We start from the raw sequence: 16,927 nt of genomic DNA on the forward strand, positions 1-16,927 counted from the left end.
TGAGGAGACCCGGCCGGCGAGGAGCGGGTGAGTCACCCACGAATCGTGCTTCGCCGGGTCGGCCATCCCTTGGTAACCCCCACCCCGACCGGGGCACAAAGCGCCCATCTACTACGCAAAGCCGTAGCTGAGCGCCAGCATTTAGACCTCTTGACACCATCAAATCCGGACATTTACCCCGAGCGTGCGCGGTGGGATTTTCACTTTCAATACGGGTTTAAGCCGACGTCGGACGGGCAGACGCCGCTTACCCACCGCGCCCCCCGGCCCGTCGGCCCCCGACGCGGCGAAGGTCCCGGAGGTTGCGGGCCGAAGGTCCCGCCCCCGGATCGGGCCGCGCCCACTATTCCGCCTAGTACCGGCCGAAACGCCTGTGCGTCATGTCACCGGCCCGCCGGATCCACCCCGCCGCGAATGTGACCCCGGATACGCTCACGCCCATGGATCCCGCGGTCATAGGCACCCGCCTGGCATCGAGCGCCATCGCCCCGCTGATCAAGAAGCTCTTCGCGCGGGAAGGGCCGGGCGCGGGCCTGGTCGACAAGCCCGTACGCCTGTCCGCACTGGTGTCGTTCAAGGGTGAGAAGCGCACGCTGTCCCAGCAGGACCTGCGCAAGCTCGTACGGGAACTGACCGACCGGGCCGCCCGGGAAACCCATGAGCGACCGACCAGCGACATCGAGCTGGACGCCCTCACGGACGCGCTGGAACTGACCCTCTACGCGCTGCCGGAGCTGGACCTCGACGACGTCGGAGCGGTGCGCCTCGGCCACGAGAGGCTCGCCGCCGAGCTGTACGAGCGGGCGGGCGGCCGTCAGCTCGTGCGCTTCCTCAGCCAGGACACGGTCTCCCTGTACACCCGGCTCCTGGAGAGCGCCTGCCTGCACATCCTGCACTTCCTCACGCAGCGCTCCACCTTCGTCGCGCGCTCGCTGGTCGAGCAGAGCAGACAGCTCGACGAGCTGATCACCCGTACGGACATCGTCATCCGGCGCCTCGCCGACCGGTCCGCGGAGGACGCCGGATTCGAGCGGCGCTACGAGGACTACGTCGCGAAGAAGCACAGCCGCCTCACGATCAACGGAATCGGCCTCGACGAGTCCCGCGACTGGCCCCTGGACACGGCCTATCTGAGCCTGCGGGCGTCCCGGAACGCCGACCGCCGGCCCGGCGCCGACGGAACCTTCGCGGCGGAGACCCGCGACGGCATCCCCCTCTCCGCGCGCTGGACGCCGCCTCTCCCCCAATCGGTCGAAGGAGTGTTCGCCTCCGACAAGCGGGTCCTGCTGCGCGGCGCCGCCGGCTCCGGCAAGACCACGCTGGTGCAGTGGCTGGCGGTCACCACCGCCCGCCAGGACCGCCTCACGGGCGCCCTGGCCCACCTCATCGGCCGCGTGCCGTTCGTCCTGCCACTGCGCACGCTCACCCGTGGCGGCGCGTCCTTACCCGCTCCGGACGGCTTCCTGAGCGCTGCCGGGACCATGATCGCCTCCGCGCAGCCCGCCGGCTGGGCGGACCGCGTGCTGTCCGCGGGCCGGGCCCTCATGCTGATCGACGGCATCGACGAGGTCCCCGAGGAGGAACGCGAACGCACCCGGCGCTGGCTCCGCGACCTGCTCTGCGCCTACCCGGGCAACCTCTGGCTGGTCACCTCGCGCCCCTCGGCGGTACGCGAGGACTGGCTCGGCAACGACGACTTCACCGACCTCACGCTCTGCGAGATGACCCACGACAACATCCGGGTCTTCATCCGCCGCTGGCACGAGGCCGCCGGAGCGGACGCGGCGCTCGGTGACGCCCTCCTGGACGCCGTACGCACCAAGCAGGACCTCGGCAGGCTCGCCACCAACCCCCTGATGTGCGCCCTGATCTGCGCGCTCCACCGGGAGCGCCGCGGCTTCCTGCCGCGCGGCAGGAAGGCTCTGTACGACGCGGCGCTCTCGATGCTCCTGGAGCGCCGCGACCGAGAGCGCGACATGGCGGCCGTCCTGGACGAGGAGACCCAGATCGAGCTGCTGCAGCGGCTCGCCTACTGGCTCATCCGCAACGGCCGCTACGAGATGGACCGCGCGGACGCCGTGCACCAGCTGGAGCGGCTGCTGCCGTCCATGCCGCACGTCGTCGACGAGCTGGGCTCGGCCGAGGACGTGCTGCGCCACCTCCTCGTCCGGTCCGGCCTGCTGCGCGAACCCGGCGCCGGGGCCGTCGACTTCGTCCACCGCACCTTCCAGGACTACCTGGGGGCGCGGGCGGCGGTGGAGGAGCGCGACTTCGACCTGCTGCTCCGGCACGCGCACCTGGACCAGTGGGAGGACGTGGTCCGCATGGCCGTCGCGCACGCGCGGCCCGACGAGCGGGGGCGGCTGCTGCGGGGCCTGTTGAAGCGGGGCGACAAACAGCCGGAGCACCGGGTGCGGCTGCATCTGCTGGCGATGGCCTGCCTGGAGCACGCGGCGAAGCTCGATCCCGAGGTGCGGGGAAAGGTGGAGCGGCGGGCTGCAGAGCTGATCCCTCCACAGACCTACCCGGAGGCACGGAAGCTGGCCGAACTCGGCCCGATCGTCCTGGAATTGCTTCCCGGCCCCGAGGACGTGACGAGCCAGCAGGAAGCGGCCTGCGTCGTCAGCACGGCGGCTCTCGTCGGGGGCGACGCCGCGCTGCCGTATCTGGTGAAGTACCGCGACCACTCAAGCTTCAGTGTCCGCCACCAACTCGGCTCGCACTGGGACAGATTCGCCACGGAGACCTACGCGCGCGAGATCATCGCCCACCTGCGGAACAAGCCCGGCGCGACGGTCCTGGTCCGCTCGCAGGCCGAACTCACCGCGCTGAGCCGCATGGGCGGGCACCGGTCCGTCGACCTCGCGGGCGACTTCACAGCCGGCAAGGTGGCCGAGGCGCTGGACGGCGTGCAGGTGGAGCGGCTCCAGCTCTCCAACAACAGCGTGATCGACGACCTGGAGTTCGTCGGCCGGTTCCGGAATCTGAAACGTCTCGGCCTGCTGTCGTGCCCCGCCGTCTCCTCACTGGCGCCGGCGAGCGGTCTGCCCCTGAAGGAGCTGGTCCTCCTCAACGTTCCCCAGCTCGACCTGAGCCCGCTGCGGGAGTTCGACCGGCTCGAACTGCTCAGCGCACGGACGGACACCGAGTGGCCGGTCCTTGAGCTCATACCCGACACCGCACCGCTGAAGTGCGTGTTCCCGCCCGGAGGCACGGCGGACCTGTCGGCCCTCGGGAAGTTCGCCTCCCTCTATCAGCTCGGCCTGGAGCTGGACGTTCCGATCGCCGACGGGGACTGGCCGGTGCTGGCGGGCCTGAGCCGCCTGAAGCACTTCGGCCTGAACGCCGAAGAGCTGACGAACCTGGCGGCGAGCGGTGTCCAGCTGCGAGCGGCGCAGTACGTCACGGTGACGGCCCTCGGCGCCGAGTGCGATCTGCGGCGGGCTGTCGAGGCGTTCCCGTCGATGACCCACCTGAGCGTGTACGCGCCGGATGTGCTCGACCTGACTCCCTTGCGAGCCCACCCCCACCTGCGGCACGTCACCGTCATGAAGCCCACCCGATTCCCCGACCCCGCCCAACTCCCCGACTCCGTACAGCTGCTCGTCGACGGACGCCCGATCCCACGCCACTGACCCACTACGCTCACGCCCATGGATCCCGCGGTCATAGGCACCCGCCTGGCATCGAGTGCCGTAGCCCCCTTGATCAAGAAGCTCTTCGTGCGCGAGGGCCCGGGCGCGGGCCTGGTGGAGAAACCCGTACGCCTGTCTTCGCTGGTGTCGTTCAAGGGCGAGAAGCGCACGCTGGGCGAGCGGGACGTGCGGCGGCTCGCGGAGCGGCTCGTGGCGGCGTCCCTGGCCTCGCCGGGCGAGCGCCCCTTCCCGCAGGACGAGGCCGAAGCGGTCACCGACGCCCTGACCCGGACGCTCCTCTCCCTCGGCGAGCTCGACATGGACGACGTCCAGGCGGTCCGCCTCGGCCACGAGAAGCTGGCCCGCAAGCTGGTCCGCGCGGCACCGGCCCCCCGCCTCTCCGCGGACGCCTCCCTCTACCTCGGCTCGGTCACCGAGTGGGCGTGCCTGCACATCCTGCAGTTCTTCACGCAGCGCTCCACCTTCGTGGCGGCGACGCTGGTCGCGCAGAGCCGGGCGCAGGACGAACTGATCGCGAAGGTCGACGAGCTGATCTCCCGCAACCCGCTCGCCGGTGGTTCGGAGGACGTCGCCTTCGAGCGGCGCTATCTCGCGTACGTCGCGAAGAAGCACGGCAAGCTGACGATCTTCGGCATCGACCTGGCCGGCTCCCCGGGGAAGTGGCCCCTGGACGCGGCCTACATGTCGCTGGAGGCGGAGCCGCCCGGGCGCGTGGCGACGGCCCACTACCAGTCGGGAGCGGAGTACCACGCGGAAGAGGTCGAGATCGTCGAGCGCACGCCTCCGCTCCCCGCGGACCAGGCACTCGCCGCCCACGACCGGGTCCTCCTGCGGGGTGAGGCGGGCTCGGGCAAGACGACGCTGGTGCAGTGGCTGGCGGTGAGTGCGGCGCGCGCAGACGTGGCGTCCGCCTCGGACACCATGGCGTACCTGGACGACCGCGTCCCCTACGTCCTCCCCCTGCGCACCCTCACCCGCCACGGCGAGCGCCTGCCCGCGCCCGCGGACTTCCTCGCCGCGGTGGGCTGTCCGCTCGCGGGCACGCAGCCGAAGGGGTGGGAGGCGCGCGTCCTGACGGCGGGCCGCGCCCTGGTCCTGATCGACGGCATCGACGAGATCCCGGACGCCGAGCGCGACCGGACCCGGACCTGGCTGAGCGACCTCATCGACGCGTTCCCGGGCAACCGCTGGCTGGTGACGTCGCGCCCGTCGGCCGTACGAGAGGACTGGCTCACCGAGGAGGGCTTCACGGAGCTGACGCTCTCCGCGATGCGGAAGGCGGAGGTGGCGGCGTTCATCGAGCGGTGGCACGCGGCGGCGACCACGGGTGTGCCCGAGGAGGACGCCGCGCTCGCCGCGTACGAGAGCCAGCTCCTGGAGGCGGTGCGCACGAAGCCTGACCTGGGCCGTCTGGCCACCAACCCCCTCATGTGCGGTCTGATCTGCGCGCTGCACAGGGACCGGCGGGGCTTTCTGCCCCTGGGCCGCAAGGACCTCTACACGGCGGCGCTCTCCATGCTGCTGGTCCGCCGTGACCGCGAACGCCACATGGCGGTCCCGGAGCTTCGCGAGGAACCGCAGCTTCAGCTCCTGCAACGGCTCGCGTACTGGCTGATCCGCAACGGCCGTACGGTGATGGACCGTTCGCGCGCGGAGGCGATCATCGCGGACGCGCTGCCCGCCGTACCGGAACTGGCCCCGATCGGCGACGCCCACGCCGTCTACACCCACTTCCTGCACCGCAGCGGGCTGTTGCGCGAGCCCGGGCCCGGCACCGTCGACTTCGTCCACCGCACCTTCCAGGACTTCCTGGGGGCGCGGGCGGCGATCGACGAGGGCGACTTCGGCGTACTCGCTCAGCACGCCGCCGACGACCAGTGGGAGGACGTCATCCGCATGGCGGTGGCACAGGCTCGCCCGCGCGAACGGGCGGAGATCCTGGGCGACTTGCTCGCGTACGGGGACCACCACCCGGAGGAGGGGGCCCGCAAGCGTATCCACCTCCTCGCGGCTGCCTGCCTGGAGCACGCGGCGGAGCTGGCGCCGGCGGTGCGGGAGGAGGTGGAGCGGCGGACAGCGGCGCTGATCCCGCCGCGGGACGTGGCGGACGCGAAGGCGCTGGCGCAGGCGGGGGCGGTGGTGCTCGACCTGCTGCCGGGCCCGGACGGCCTGACCGACGACGAGGCCACGCACGTGACGATCACCGCGACGCGGGTCGACTCGGACGCGGCGATCCCCTTCCTCGCCCGGTTCGCCCGGCACCGGAGCCTTAGGGTCCGCAGCCAGCTCATGTGGGGATGGCACCGATACGACTGCCGGGCGTACGCGGAGCAGATCATCGCCCAACTCGACGACACTGAGATCCACTTCACCCTCCGCACCGACGACCAGGTCGCCGAGCTCGACCGGCTGGGCCTGCGCCCGCGGAAGCTGGACATCAGACCGGGCGTCGCCCCCGAGGTGGCCTCCCGTTTCATAGCGGCCTGCGAGCCCACCTTCCTGCTGCTCAACAGGTTCCCGCCGACCCTGCTGACGGCGGAGGCACTGAACGCCCTCGGCCACCTCGACGGACTCAGCGTCGTCGGCGCACTGGAACCATGGAGCCTGGCGCCGTTCCCCGCCGAGGCCCCCTTGAAGTTCCTCGGCCTCGTGGGCTCCCGGAACTCCCTGGCCGACCTGCGTCTCGCGACCCGGTGGCCGACGCTGGAGCGGGTGACCTTCGACGACGACGATGCGCTCTCCCCCACGGACTGGGAGGTGTTCGCCGCCCTGCCGGGCCCTCTTGCCCTGCACCTGCCGGCGAACGGCCTCACGCTCGCCCCGCCGGACCTGACCCTGCCCGCTCTGGTCGACCTGCAGCTACGCCCCGACCCGTCCTGGACAGCCGCCGCCGCACGTCTGGGTGCACTCGCGCCGGGGCTGAAGCGGCTGTTCCTGCAGAACCGTCCCGAGGGCAGCCCCGACCGGAACGTCCCCATCGACGTCTCAGCCCTGGCCCACCACCCGACTCTGACGGAGCTGACGGTCCCCGCGGTGGCGGTTGGCCTGGACAACCTCCCCGCCCACATCGACGTACACGTATACGGGCCGCTCACCGATTGAGCTGAAACCACACTCCCTTGCCCGCGCTCGCGGGCGTCACCCCGCACACGTCCGACAGCGCCGTCACGAGGAACAGCCCCCGCCCGCTCTCCTCCTCGGCGTCGGGCCTGCGGGGCGTGGGCAGTCGGTCGCCGTCGTCGTACACGGCGATGCGTACGTGGGTGGCGGCGACGGCCGCTCTCAGGTGGACGTCGCTTTTGGTGTGCTGGTGCACGTTGGTCACCAGCTCGGAGGTGCAGAGAGCGGCGGTGTCCCCGAGGTGGCCGATGCCGAGGGTTTGCAGGGTGCGTTGGACAAAGTCGCGGCAGATCTTGGCGGAGTGGGCGTTGCCGGGGGTGAAGAGGGTGTAGGTCTCGGGGGGTGACGGTGGTTCGGGCTGGCGCCCGTCCGACGTGAGGTCATGCGCGGGTACGCCCATGAGACGCCTCCATGGCGTTGGGATCGGATCGCTGCTTCGACTGATGGATGACCGGCCCCACGTGGCCCGACCGCAGTGGCCTACCGCCCCTCGCGAGCAATCCCCCGTCCGGCACGGGAGGTTGGATCGGGCGGTGCGCTTCTGTGGGCGGGCGGGTGTGGCGGGGGAAATGCGTCGACAGCGGCGCTTCCGACATGGTTGCGTGAGCACCGCTATACGTACGGTAGCGATGCAGGGCTTACTTGTTCAACCTAATCCCTACCTTTGGTGGACCCGCAGGCTCCCGCCCGGGCAAACTGGCCCCCACCTTCCAGAAGAGAGACAGCGTTGGCCCTGCGAACAGCTCCGACCGAGCGGCAGCTCCGACTCGGGTTCGAACTCAGAAGGTTGCGCGAGCACAGTGGTTACACAGTGCAGGCAGCCGGAGAACTGATCGAGATGGGGCGGGTGCATCTGACACACGCGGAGAACGGCCGTACCCCGATCTCCGCCGAGCGCATCCGCACTCTCTGCCGGGCCTACGGGGTTACTAGTTCACCTCATGTAGACGCCTTGGTAAGGCTCAGCGAATCGACCGGCAAGGGCTGGTGGACCAGGTACAAGTCCCAACTGCCCGCATCGGCGCTTGATCTGGCCGAGCTGGAATCCGAAGCGGTGCAGTTGCGCTCGTACGAATCGCTGTTCCTGCCGGGACTCTTCCAGGTCGAGGGATACACGCGCGCCATCTTCGAGGCGAGCGACACCGTAAGCTCGACGGCGGAGGTCGATAACGCCGTCCGCTTCCGCCTGGCACGCCAGCGTGCGCTTGTCGACGACCAGCCGCCCCACGTCCACGCCGTCATCCACGAAGCTGCCCTACACATGCGCTTCGGCGGCGCGCAGGTCATGCATCAGCAGCTGCTCAAGCTGGTGGAACTAGCCGAACTCCCCCACGTGACCATCCAGATCGTGCCCTTCACCGCCGTCGCAGTATCGGCGCTCACCACACCGTTCTGCCACATCGCCTCGCATGGCGGGGCGTTGGAGACTGTGCTGATGGAGCATCCCGCACAATCGATGTTCCTCCACGGCGAAGACACCGTTACCAAGTACCGCCGCCAGTTTGAACGGCTCAGCGCAGCAGCGCTTCCGGCCATCGACGCAACGGTGATCCCCGTCAAGCACGGGGCGCGCGACTCGCTGGGCCTCGTCCAACACATCCTGTACACCCTTCTGGGAGCACAAGCATGAGCACTCTCGACTGGCAGAAGTCCTCCTTCAGCGGCGACCAGGCGAACTGCGTCTACGTGGCCACCCATCCCACCGGCCAGATCCACCTCCAGGAGAGCGACGCCCCCGACACAACGCTCACCACTCACCCCGCAGCGTTCGCGGCACTCATACGAACCCTCACCACCCGCACAACTACTTCTTGAACCCTCCCGGGAGCCCGGGCATGAACGCACTCGACTGGCAGAAGTCCTCCTTCAGTGAGGGAGCCGGCGCCAACTGCGTCTACGTGGCCACCAGCCCCACCGGCCAGATCCACCTCCAAGAGAGCGACGCCCCGACCAACACGCTCACCACCCACCCCGCTGCGTTTGCCGCTCTCGTACACACGCTCACCGGGAAGGCGTGCCGGCCGAACTGACCCGACGGCAGACCTCACAGAGGGCCGCCGGTGTGGCTGCCCGCACCCATACCGACGCCACTTGCGCAATGACCTGTTGCACAAGTGGCGTGGAGCCACATCACCCCGGCACGGGGCAAGCCGGCCCTACCCCGGCCCAACCTAACTACCCCTCACCCACCCCCCGTTGACCTACCCTCAACCCATGGTCGACCCCGCAGCCCTAGGCGCACGCCTCGCCTCCAGCGCAGTCGCTCCCCTCGTGAAGAAGCTCTTCGTCAAGGACCAGCCGGGCGCGGCACTCGTCACCAGACCAATCCGGATATCCGGGCTCGTGTCGTTCGCGGGCGAGAAGCGGGACGTCACGCCGAAGGACGTCGAGAAGATCGCGGACGAGCTCGTCCGGAGGGCGCTGAAGGCCGCCGGGCCCGGCGAGCGGCCCGTGGACGCCGGTGAGGCCGTCGCCGTCAAGCACGCCCTCGCGTACTCCCTCGCCGCCCTCGGCACCCTCACCATCGAGGATTACGAGGCCGTCGCCCTCGGGCCGGAGGAGTTCGCGCGCGTGCTCCGCACGCGGTCGGCCGTGACCGTCACCACCTTCGCCCTCAGCCGCGACGCCGAACTCTTCTACGACCAGCTGCTCCACACCGCCTCCCTCCACATCCTGAACTTCTTCACGCAGCGCTCCACGTACATCGCCCGTCAGCAGACCTCGCAGAGTCAGCAGCTCGCGCGGCTCGTCGCGGCCGTCGACGTACTGCTGGAACGGCTGCCGTCGCAGTCCCGCGAGGACGCCGCCTTCGAGGAGCGCTACGCCTCGTACATCACCGCGCGGCACGGCACACTCACCATCTACGGCCTCGACGTCTACGCCGGGACCAGCGAGTGGCCCCTCGACACGGCGTATCTGAGCCTGGAGGCGACGCGGGAGTCCCCCGGGGAGGGGGCCGTCAAGGTCGCCGCCGAGCGGGTCCTCGCCAAAGAGGACCACGTGTTGCTGCGCGGCGTTGCCGGGTCCGGCAAGACCACCCTCGTGCAGTGGCTCGCCGTCACCGCGGCCGACCGGACGTACGAGCACGGGCTCACGCACCTCATCGGGCGGGTGCCGTTCGTGCTGCCGATGCGGCGGATCGTCCGTCCTGGGCGCGAACTCCCCGCGCCCCACGAGTTCTTGACCGCCGTCGGGTGTCTCGTCGCCGGGGAGCAGCCGCCGGGCTGGGTGGAGCGCGTCCTGGAAGGGCGGCGCGGCGTGCTGCTCGTCGACGGGATGGACGAGATCTCCGAGGACCGGCGCGCGTCCGCGAAGCGGTGGCTGCGTGAGCTCACCCGCTACTTCCCGGGCAATCTGTGCCTCGTCACGACCCGCCCCTCCGCCGTCCCCGACAAGTGGCTCGACCCCACCGGCTTCGCCGAGCTCACGCTGTCGCCGATGGCCCGTGACGACGTCGACACGTTCGTGCGGCGGTGGCACCGTGCGGCGGGTGCCGACGAGGCCGTGGGCGCCGCCCTCCTGCAGTCCGTGCGGGCCGCGTCCGAGCTGAACCGGCTCGCCACGAACCCACTGATGTGCGGCATGCTCTGCGCGCTCCACCGCGAGCGGCGCGGCTTCCTGCCGCAGGACCGGAAGTCCTTGTACGAGGCGGCGCTGACGATGCTGCTCGAACGCAGGGACGTCGAGCGGGACGTCACGGCCGTACGGCTTCCGTTCGCCATCCAGGTCCAGCTCCTCCAGAAGCTCGCCTGGTGGCTGATCCGCAACAGCCGCTCGGAGATGGACCGTTCGGACGCCGTGCACATCCTCGGGGAGGCCGCCCCCGCGATGAACCTCGACGGCGGCGGCGAGGACGTCTACCGCTGGCTGCTCCTGCGGTCGGGGCTGCTGCGGGAGCCGGCCGAGGGGCGCGTGCACTTCCTGCACCGCACCTTCCAGGACTACCTCGGCGCCCGGCTCGCCGTGCAGGAGCTGGACTTCGACCTGCTCGTGAACCACGCGGACCGGTCCGAGTGGGAGGACGTCATCCTGCTGGCCGTCGCGCACGCGCGGCCGAAGGAGGCGGAGCAGATGCTGCGGCGGCTCGCGGCGGCGGACGGCACAGGAGAAGGCACCGCAGGCGGTACGGCGCGCGGCAAGCTGCTCGCCGCCGCCGCGCTGCCGTACGCGGCCGAGGTGGCGCCGGCCGTGCGGCAGCTCGTCGAGGAGGGCATACGGTCGCTGATTCCGCCGCGGACGGAGCGCGAGGCCTACGCCCTGGCGGAGGTGGGCGGCGAGCTCGTGCTCCACCTGCTGCCCGGCCCCGAGGAGGCCGTCGGTGAGCTCGCGTACCTGATGCCCCTGGTGGCCGCCAAGGTCGGCAGCGCGTCGGCGCTGCACTACCTGACCCGCTTCCGCCGGCACACCGACCGCCGGGTCCAGCTGGTCCTGGCCGCGTCCTGGTCGGTCTTCGACCGTGAGCTCTACGTACGTGAGATCCTCATGCACCTGTTTCTGCGGCCCATGGTCCCCGTGCACGGCCCCGACGACCTCAGGGCCCTCCGCGCCATCGGCGGCTGGCCCGTCATCCAGGTCGTCGGCGCCTACCGCGTCGAGGACCTGACGGAACTCCTCGTGCCCGAGCAGCTCACTCAGCTCTTCCTCGACGCACCCCACCCCGTCGAGGGCCTCGCCTGGCTCTCGGCCTTCCCGCACCTCACCGACGTGACGCTGAACGTGGCGGTCAGCGCGAGCACGGCCCAGCAGGTTCCGCCGGGCGTACGCCTCAACACGCCTGATGCGCGGTCCACTTGACCTACCCTTGGGCGTACGGCAAGACCCGAGGCCATACGGCAAGACCCGACCCCAGGGACCCGATGCCATGGAGCCCGTAGTACGCACCCCCTCGGCCCTCGCCATGCCCCTCGTGCAACGGTTCTTCCGCGTCCCGGCCCGGCCGCCCACCACCCCCGACCTGATCGCCGCCCTCACCAACTGGCGAGGACCCGACGCCCTCGCCGACCCCGACGACGTGCACCGCACCGCCGCCGACTTCATCCAGCTCGCCGCGGAGACCCACTCCACGCCCACCGCCGAGCTGCCCGCCGTCGCCGACGTCCTGACCCGTACCCTGCTCGCCATCGGCGAACTCGACCTCACCGACGCCGACGCCGTGCGCCTGGGCCCGCAGGACTACGCCCGGCGGCTGCGCGGCGCCGTCCAGGGCGCCGACCGCGGCCTCACACCGGACGCCGCCTGGTTCCACGACGAACTGCTCGTCGCCGTCTGCCTGCACGTCCTGCACCACCTCGTGCGCCGCTCCCCGTACATCCAGCGGCACATGCCCGAGCGCGCCAGTCGCATCCGCCAGCTCGTCGACCTGAACGACGCGGAGGCGGCGGTCGCCCGCCGGCCGGAACCCTCCCGCGAGGACGCCGACTTCGAGGCCGCGTACGCCCAGGAGATCCTGCGCCTGCACGGCTGGCTGACCATCGTCGGCGTCGACTTCGCGCACGCGCCCGACCGCTGGCCCCTGGAGGACACCTATCTGAGCCTCCAGGCCGAGGAGAACAGCGGCGGCCCAGTGGCGGGAGCGGGCGGGCAGCAGCGCACCGTCCTGCTCGCCGACCGGGCCCTGGAGGGGCACGAGCGGGTGCTGCTGCGCGGTGTCGCGGGGTCCGGGAAGACGACCCTCGTGCAGTGGCTCGCCGTCGCCGCCGCCCGCGAGGGCGCCCGTGTGCCGTTCGTCCTTCCCGTACGCCGCTTCGCCCGCGAGGGCTTCCCCGCGCCGGACGACTTCCTGCGCGCCGTACGCCACCCGCTCGCCGGCCGGGCGCCCGAGGGCTGGGTCGTCCGCACCCTCCTCGCGGGCCGCGCCCTGCTCCTGGTCGACGGCATCGACGAAGCCCCGGAGGAGACCCGCGGCGCCCTGCGCGACCAGCTCCGCCGTCTCCTGCGCATCTTCTCCGGCACCGCCTGCCTGGTCACCTCGCGGCCCTCCGCCGTGGAGGACGGCTGGCTCGCCCAGGAACGCCTCGCCGAGGAAGGGTTCACCGAGCTGTCCCTTGCCCCGATGTCCCGCGACCAGGTCACCCGCTTCATCCGGGACTGGCACACCGCGGCGATGGGCGACGCGGGACAGGACACCGAATCCCTCAAGGAGTACGAGCAGCGCCTCCTGCACTCCGTACGGATCTACCGCGAGCTGCGCCAGCTCGCCACCAACCCCCTGATGTGCGGCCTGATATGCGCACTCAACCGGGACCGCTCGGGCTCCCTGCCCAAGGGCCGCAAGGAGCTCTACGACGCCGCCCTGGAGATGCTCCTGCAGCGCCGCGACCCCGAACGCGACGTGCTGTACGCCGACGACGTACGGCTCCAGCAGGGCGCCCGCGAACTGCTCCTGCGCAAACTCGCCCACGCCATGCTCGACGAGGGCCTCTCCGAGCTGCCGCGCCGCCGCGTCGTCGACGTCCTGAACCACGCGCTGCCCGCCATCCCCTCCGCCCGCGCCGCGGGCGACGGCGAGAAGATCTTCCGCCACCTGCTGCACCGCACCGGTCTGCTGCGCGAACAGGCGGGCGTCTCGGTCGACTTCATCCACCGCACCTTCCAGGACTACCTGGCGGCCAAGGAGATCGTGGCCCGCGGCGACCTCGACACCCTCGTCGAACACGCCCATCAGCCGGAGTGGGAGGAGGTCATCCGCATGTCCGCCGCCCACGCCCGCCCCGACGAATGCGCCCGCTTCCTGGAGCGCCTCCTTGCCGCCGCCCCCGGCCTGCGCAGGCCGCACGTCAACCACCGCCGCCTGATGGCCGCCGCCTGCCTCGAACACGTCAGCGAGCTGGACCCGGCCATCCAGGAGCTCGTCCACCGGCGCACGAAGAACCTCGTACGCCCCACCACCGAGCAGGGCGCCCGCAGCCTCGGTTGGGTCGGCCCGATCGTCCTGGAGCAGCTGCCCGACCCCGAGCAGGTCCCCGGCGACCAGCAGGCGCTGCTCCTCGCCATCACCGCGACCCGCGTCCAGGACGACGCGGCCATCGACTACCTCGCCCGCCTGCGCACCCGTTCGTCACTCGCCATCCGCACCGAGCTGGCCCGCCCCTGGCGGCACTTCGACACCGAGCGGTACGCGCACGAGATCATCGCGCACCTCTCCCCCGAGGGCCTGTACTTCCCCGTCTCCGACGCCGCCGAGCTCGCCGCCCTGCGCGGCCTCGGCGGGCGACCCCGCATCCAGGTGGCCGGCGTCATGCGCACCGAGGAACTCCTCGCCGGCCTGGTCCCCGACCGGCTCACCCACCTGTGGCTCAACGCGGAACTGCCCGACCCGGACATGTCGTGGCTGGCCCGCTTCCCCGCCCTGCGCGTCCTCCGCGTCAACCCGCGCCTGCCCCGCGTGCGGAACGTACCGGAGGGCGTGACGATCACGGCCTGAGGACACGCGATCCCGGCGTACGGAAAAGGGCTGCCCCGGAACCGTACGAAACGGTTCCGGGGCAGCCCCTGTGAGCGCGCCCTGCGAGGGCTACGCCTCCTTGCTCAGGTTCGGGCCCGCGCCGCCACCGGCGGCCGACTCGATCGGCGGCACGTCGGGCAGCGCCGCCTTCTCCTCGCCACGGAAGGTGAACGTGGCGGTGTCGCCCTCGCCCTCCGTGTCGACGACCACGATGTGGCCGGGACGGAGCTCACCGAAGAGGATCTTCTCGGAGAGCGTGTCCTCGACCTCGCGCTGGATCGTGCGCCGCAGCGGACGCGCGCCGAGCACCGGGTCGTAACCCTTCTTCGCGAGCAGCTCCTTCGCGGACTGGGAGAGCTCGATGCCCATGTCCCGGTCCTTGAGGCGCTCGTCCACCTTGGTGATCATCAGGTCGACGATCTGGAGGATGTCGTCCTGGCTGAGCTGCGGGAAGACGACGACGTCGTCCACGCGGTTCAGGAACTCCGGGCGGAAGTGCTGCTTCAGCTCGTCGCTGACCTTGTTCTTCATCCGCTCGTAGTTGGACTTCGTGTCGCCCTGGGCCGCGAAGCCGAGGTTGAAGCCCTTCGAGATGTCACGGGTGCCGAGGTTGGTCGTCATGATGATGACCGTGTTCTTGAAGTCGACGACCCGGCCCTGGGAGTCGGTCAGGCGACCGTCCTCCAGGATCTGCAGGAGCGAGTTGAAGATGTCCGGGTGGGCCTTCTCGACCTCGTCGAAAAGGACGACCGAGAACGGCTTGCGGCGGACCTTCTCCGTCAGCTGACCGCCCTCTTCGTAACCCACGTAACCGGGGGGAGAACCGAAGAGACGCGAGACCGTGTGCTTCTCGCTGAACTCCGACATGTCGAGGGAGATCAGCGCGTCCTCGTCACCGAAGAGGAATTCGGCGAGCGCCTTGGACAGCTCGGTCTTACCGACACCGGACGGGCCCGCGAAGATGAACGAGCCACCGGGACGCTTCGGGTCCTTCAGCCCCGCACGCGTACGCCGGATCGCCTTCGAGAGCGCCTTGACGGCGTCCTTCTGGCCGATGACGCGCTTGTGGAGCTCGTCCTCCATGCGCAGCAGGCGGGAGGACTCCTCCTCCGTGAGCTTGAAGACCGGAATGCCGGTCGCCGTGGCCAGGACCTCGGCGATCAGCTCGCCGTCGACCTCGGCGACGACGTCCATGTCGCCGGCCTTCCACTCCTTCTCGCGCTTGGCCTTCGCGGCGAGCAACTGCTTCTCCTTGTCGCGGAGAGAGGCCGCCTTCTCGAAGTCCTGGGAGTCGATCGCCGACTCCTTGTCGCGACGGACGCCCGCGATCTTCTCGTCGAACTCGCGGAGGTCCGGCGGCGCGGTCATCCGGCGGATGCGCATCCGGGAGCCGGCCTCGTCGATCAGGTCGATCGCCTTGTCGGGCAGGAAGCGGTCCGAGATGTACCGGTCGGCCAGGGTGGCGGCCTGCACCAGCGCCTCGTCGGTGATGGAGACGCGGTGGTGCGCCTCGTACCGGTCGCGGAGGCCCTTGAGGATCTCGATGGTGTGCGGCAGCGACGGCTCCGCGACCTGGATGGGCTGGAAGCGGCGCTCAAGCGCGGCGTCCTTCTCCAGGTGCTTGCGGTACTCGTCGAGCGTGGTCGCACCGATGGTCTGCAGCTCACCGCGGGCCAGCATCGGCTTGAGGATGCTCGCGGCGTCGATCGCGCCCTCGGCGGCACCCGCACCCACCAGGGTGTGGAGCTCGTCGATGAACAGGATGATGTCGCCGCGGGTGCGGATCTCCTTGAGGACCTTCTTCAGGCGCTCCTCGAAGTCACCGCGGTAGCGCGATCCTGCGACCAGGGCGCCGAGGTCCAGGGTGTAGAGGTGCTTGTCCTTGAGGGTCTCGGGCACCTCGCCCTTGACGATGGCCTGGGCGAGGCCCTCGACGACGGCGGTCTTGCCGACGCCGGGCTCACCGATCAGGACCGGGTTGTTCTTCGTACGGCGGGACAGCACCTGCATGACCCGCTCGATCTCCTTCTCGCGCCCGATGACCGGGTCGAGCTTGGACTCACGAGCGGCCTGGGTGAGGTTCCGGCCGAACTGGTCGAGCACCAGGGACGTGGAGGGCGTGCCCTCCGCAGGACCGCCGGCGGTGGCGGTCTCCTTGCCCTGGTAACCGGAGAGCAGCTGGATGACCTGCTGCCGCACCCGGTTGAGATCGGCGCCCAGCTTGACCAGGACCTGGGCGGCGACGCCCTCGCCCTCACGGATCAGGCCGAGCAGGATGTGCTCCGTGCCGATGTAGTTGTGGCCCAGCTGAAGGGCCTCGCGGAGCGAGAGCTCCAGGACCTTCTTGGCACGGGGGGTGAAGGGGATGTGCCCGGACGGAGCCTGCTGGCCCTGCCCGATGATCTCCTCCACCTGCTGGCGGACCGCCTCGAGCGAAATCCCGAGGCTCTCCAGGGCCTTAGCGGCGACACCCTCGCCCTCGTGGATCAAGCCCAGGAGGATGTGCTCGGTGCCGATGTAGTTGTGGTTGAGCATCCGGGCTTCTTCCTGAGCCAGGACGACAACCCGCCGCGCGCGGTCGGTGAACCTCTCGAACATCGTTAATCGCTCCTCAGAGCGGTCAGGCAGTAAAGGGGTCGGTCCCCTCCCTGTCCTTCCGCAGCTTAGTCCCGCAAGCGGGGACCGCTCATTCCAACTGCCGACACCC

Annotated in this window: 9 protein-coding genes; 7 read left to right on the forward strand and 2 right to left on the reverse strand. The window is 70.4% G+C overall.

Features of this window, described 5'->3' with window-relative positions:
- The first annotated feature begins 440 nt into the window (after positions 1 to 440).
- Together AB0H82_RS27240 and AB0H82_RS27245 are read left to right on the forward strand one after the other, a co-directional pair.
- Positions 441 to 3,635: an NACHT domain-containing protein gene (locus tag AB0H82_RS27240; protein ID WP_362997162.1), complete on the forward strand. Its 3,195-nt coding sequence runs from the start codon at positions 441 to 443 to the stop codon at positions 3,633 to 3,635.
- 18 nt (positions 3,636 to 3,653) lie between these two features.
- Positions 3,654 to 6,758, forward strand: coding sequence for an NACHT domain-containing protein (locus AB0H82_RS27245; RefSeq protein ID WP_362997164.1), 3,105 nt, complete (start codon positions 3,654 to 3,656; stop codon positions 6,756 to 6,758).
- Here the strand turns inward: AB0H82_RS27245 and AB0H82_RS27250 are convergent.
- Positions 6,748 to 7,176: an ATP-binding protein gene (locus tag AB0H82_RS27250; RefSeq protein ID WP_362997166.1), complete on the reverse strand. Its 429-nt coding sequence runs from the start codon at positions 7,174 to 7,176 to the stop codon at positions 6,748 to 6,750. The two genes, AB0H82_RS27245 and AB0H82_RS27250, sit on opposite strands and share 11 nt — an antisense overlap.
- A gap of 267 nt (positions 7,177 to 7,443) precedes the next feature.
- Between AB0H82_RS27250 and AB0H82_RS27255 the strand changes: the two genes are divergently transcribed.
- The 5 genes from AB0H82_RS27255 to AB0H82_RS27275 all read left to right on the forward strand — a co-directional run bounded on the left by AB0H82_RS27255 (position 7,444) and on the right by AB0H82_RS27275 (position 14,199).
- Positions 7,444 to 8,406: a helix-turn-helix transcriptional regulator gene (locus tag AB0H82_RS27255; RefSeq protein WP_362997168.1), complete on the forward strand. Its 963-nt coding sequence runs from the start codon at positions 7,444 to 7,446 to the stop codon at positions 8,404 to 8,406.
- Entirely contained in the window at positions 8,403 to 8,591 is a 189-nt protein-coding gene (locus AB0H82_RS27260) for a DUF397 domain-containing protein (protein WP_362997171.1), read from the forward strand. Before AB0H82_RS27255 ends, AB0H82_RS27260 begins: the two co-directional genes overlap by 4 nt.
- Positions 8,592 to 8,611: 20 nt before the next feature.
- The gene (locus AB0H82_RS27265) at positions 8,612 to 8,806 is read left to right on the forward strand and encodes a DUF397 domain-containing protein (protein WP_362997173.1); all 195 of its coding nucleotides are present in this window, start codon (positions 8,612 to 8,614) and stop codon (positions 8,804 to 8,806) included.
- Between the two features lie 184 nt (positions 8,807 to 8,990).
- Positions 8,991 to 11,570, forward strand: a complete 2,580-nt coding sequence (locus tag AB0H82_RS27270; RefSeq protein ID WP_362997175.1) for an NACHT domain-containing protein — start codon at positions 8,991 to 8,993, stop codon at positions 11,568 to 11,570.
- Between the two features lie 67 nt (positions 11,571 to 11,637).
- Complete coding sequence (locus AB0H82_RS27275; RefSeq protein WP_362997177.1) at positions 11,638 to 14,199, forward strand: NACHT domain-containing protein; 2,562 nt, start codon at positions 11,638 to 11,640, stop codon at positions 14,197 to 14,199.
- A 90-nt stretch (positions 14,200 to 14,289) separates the two neighbouring features.
- On the opposite strand, the gene AB0H82_RS27280 is transcribed toward AB0H82_RS27275, so the two are convergent.
- Entirely contained in the window at positions 14,290 to 16,818 is a 2,529-nt protein-coding gene (locus AB0H82_RS27280; protein ID WP_362997179.1) for an ATP-dependent Clp protease ATP-binding subunit, read from the reverse strand.
- Positions 16,819 to 16,927: the final 109 nt, after the last annotated feature.

It is taken from the genome of Streptomyces sp. NPDC050732 (assembly GCF_040654255.1).
Taxonomy (GTDB): domain Bacteria; phylum Actinomycetota; class Actinomycetes; order Streptomycetales; family Streptomycetaceae; genus Streptomyces.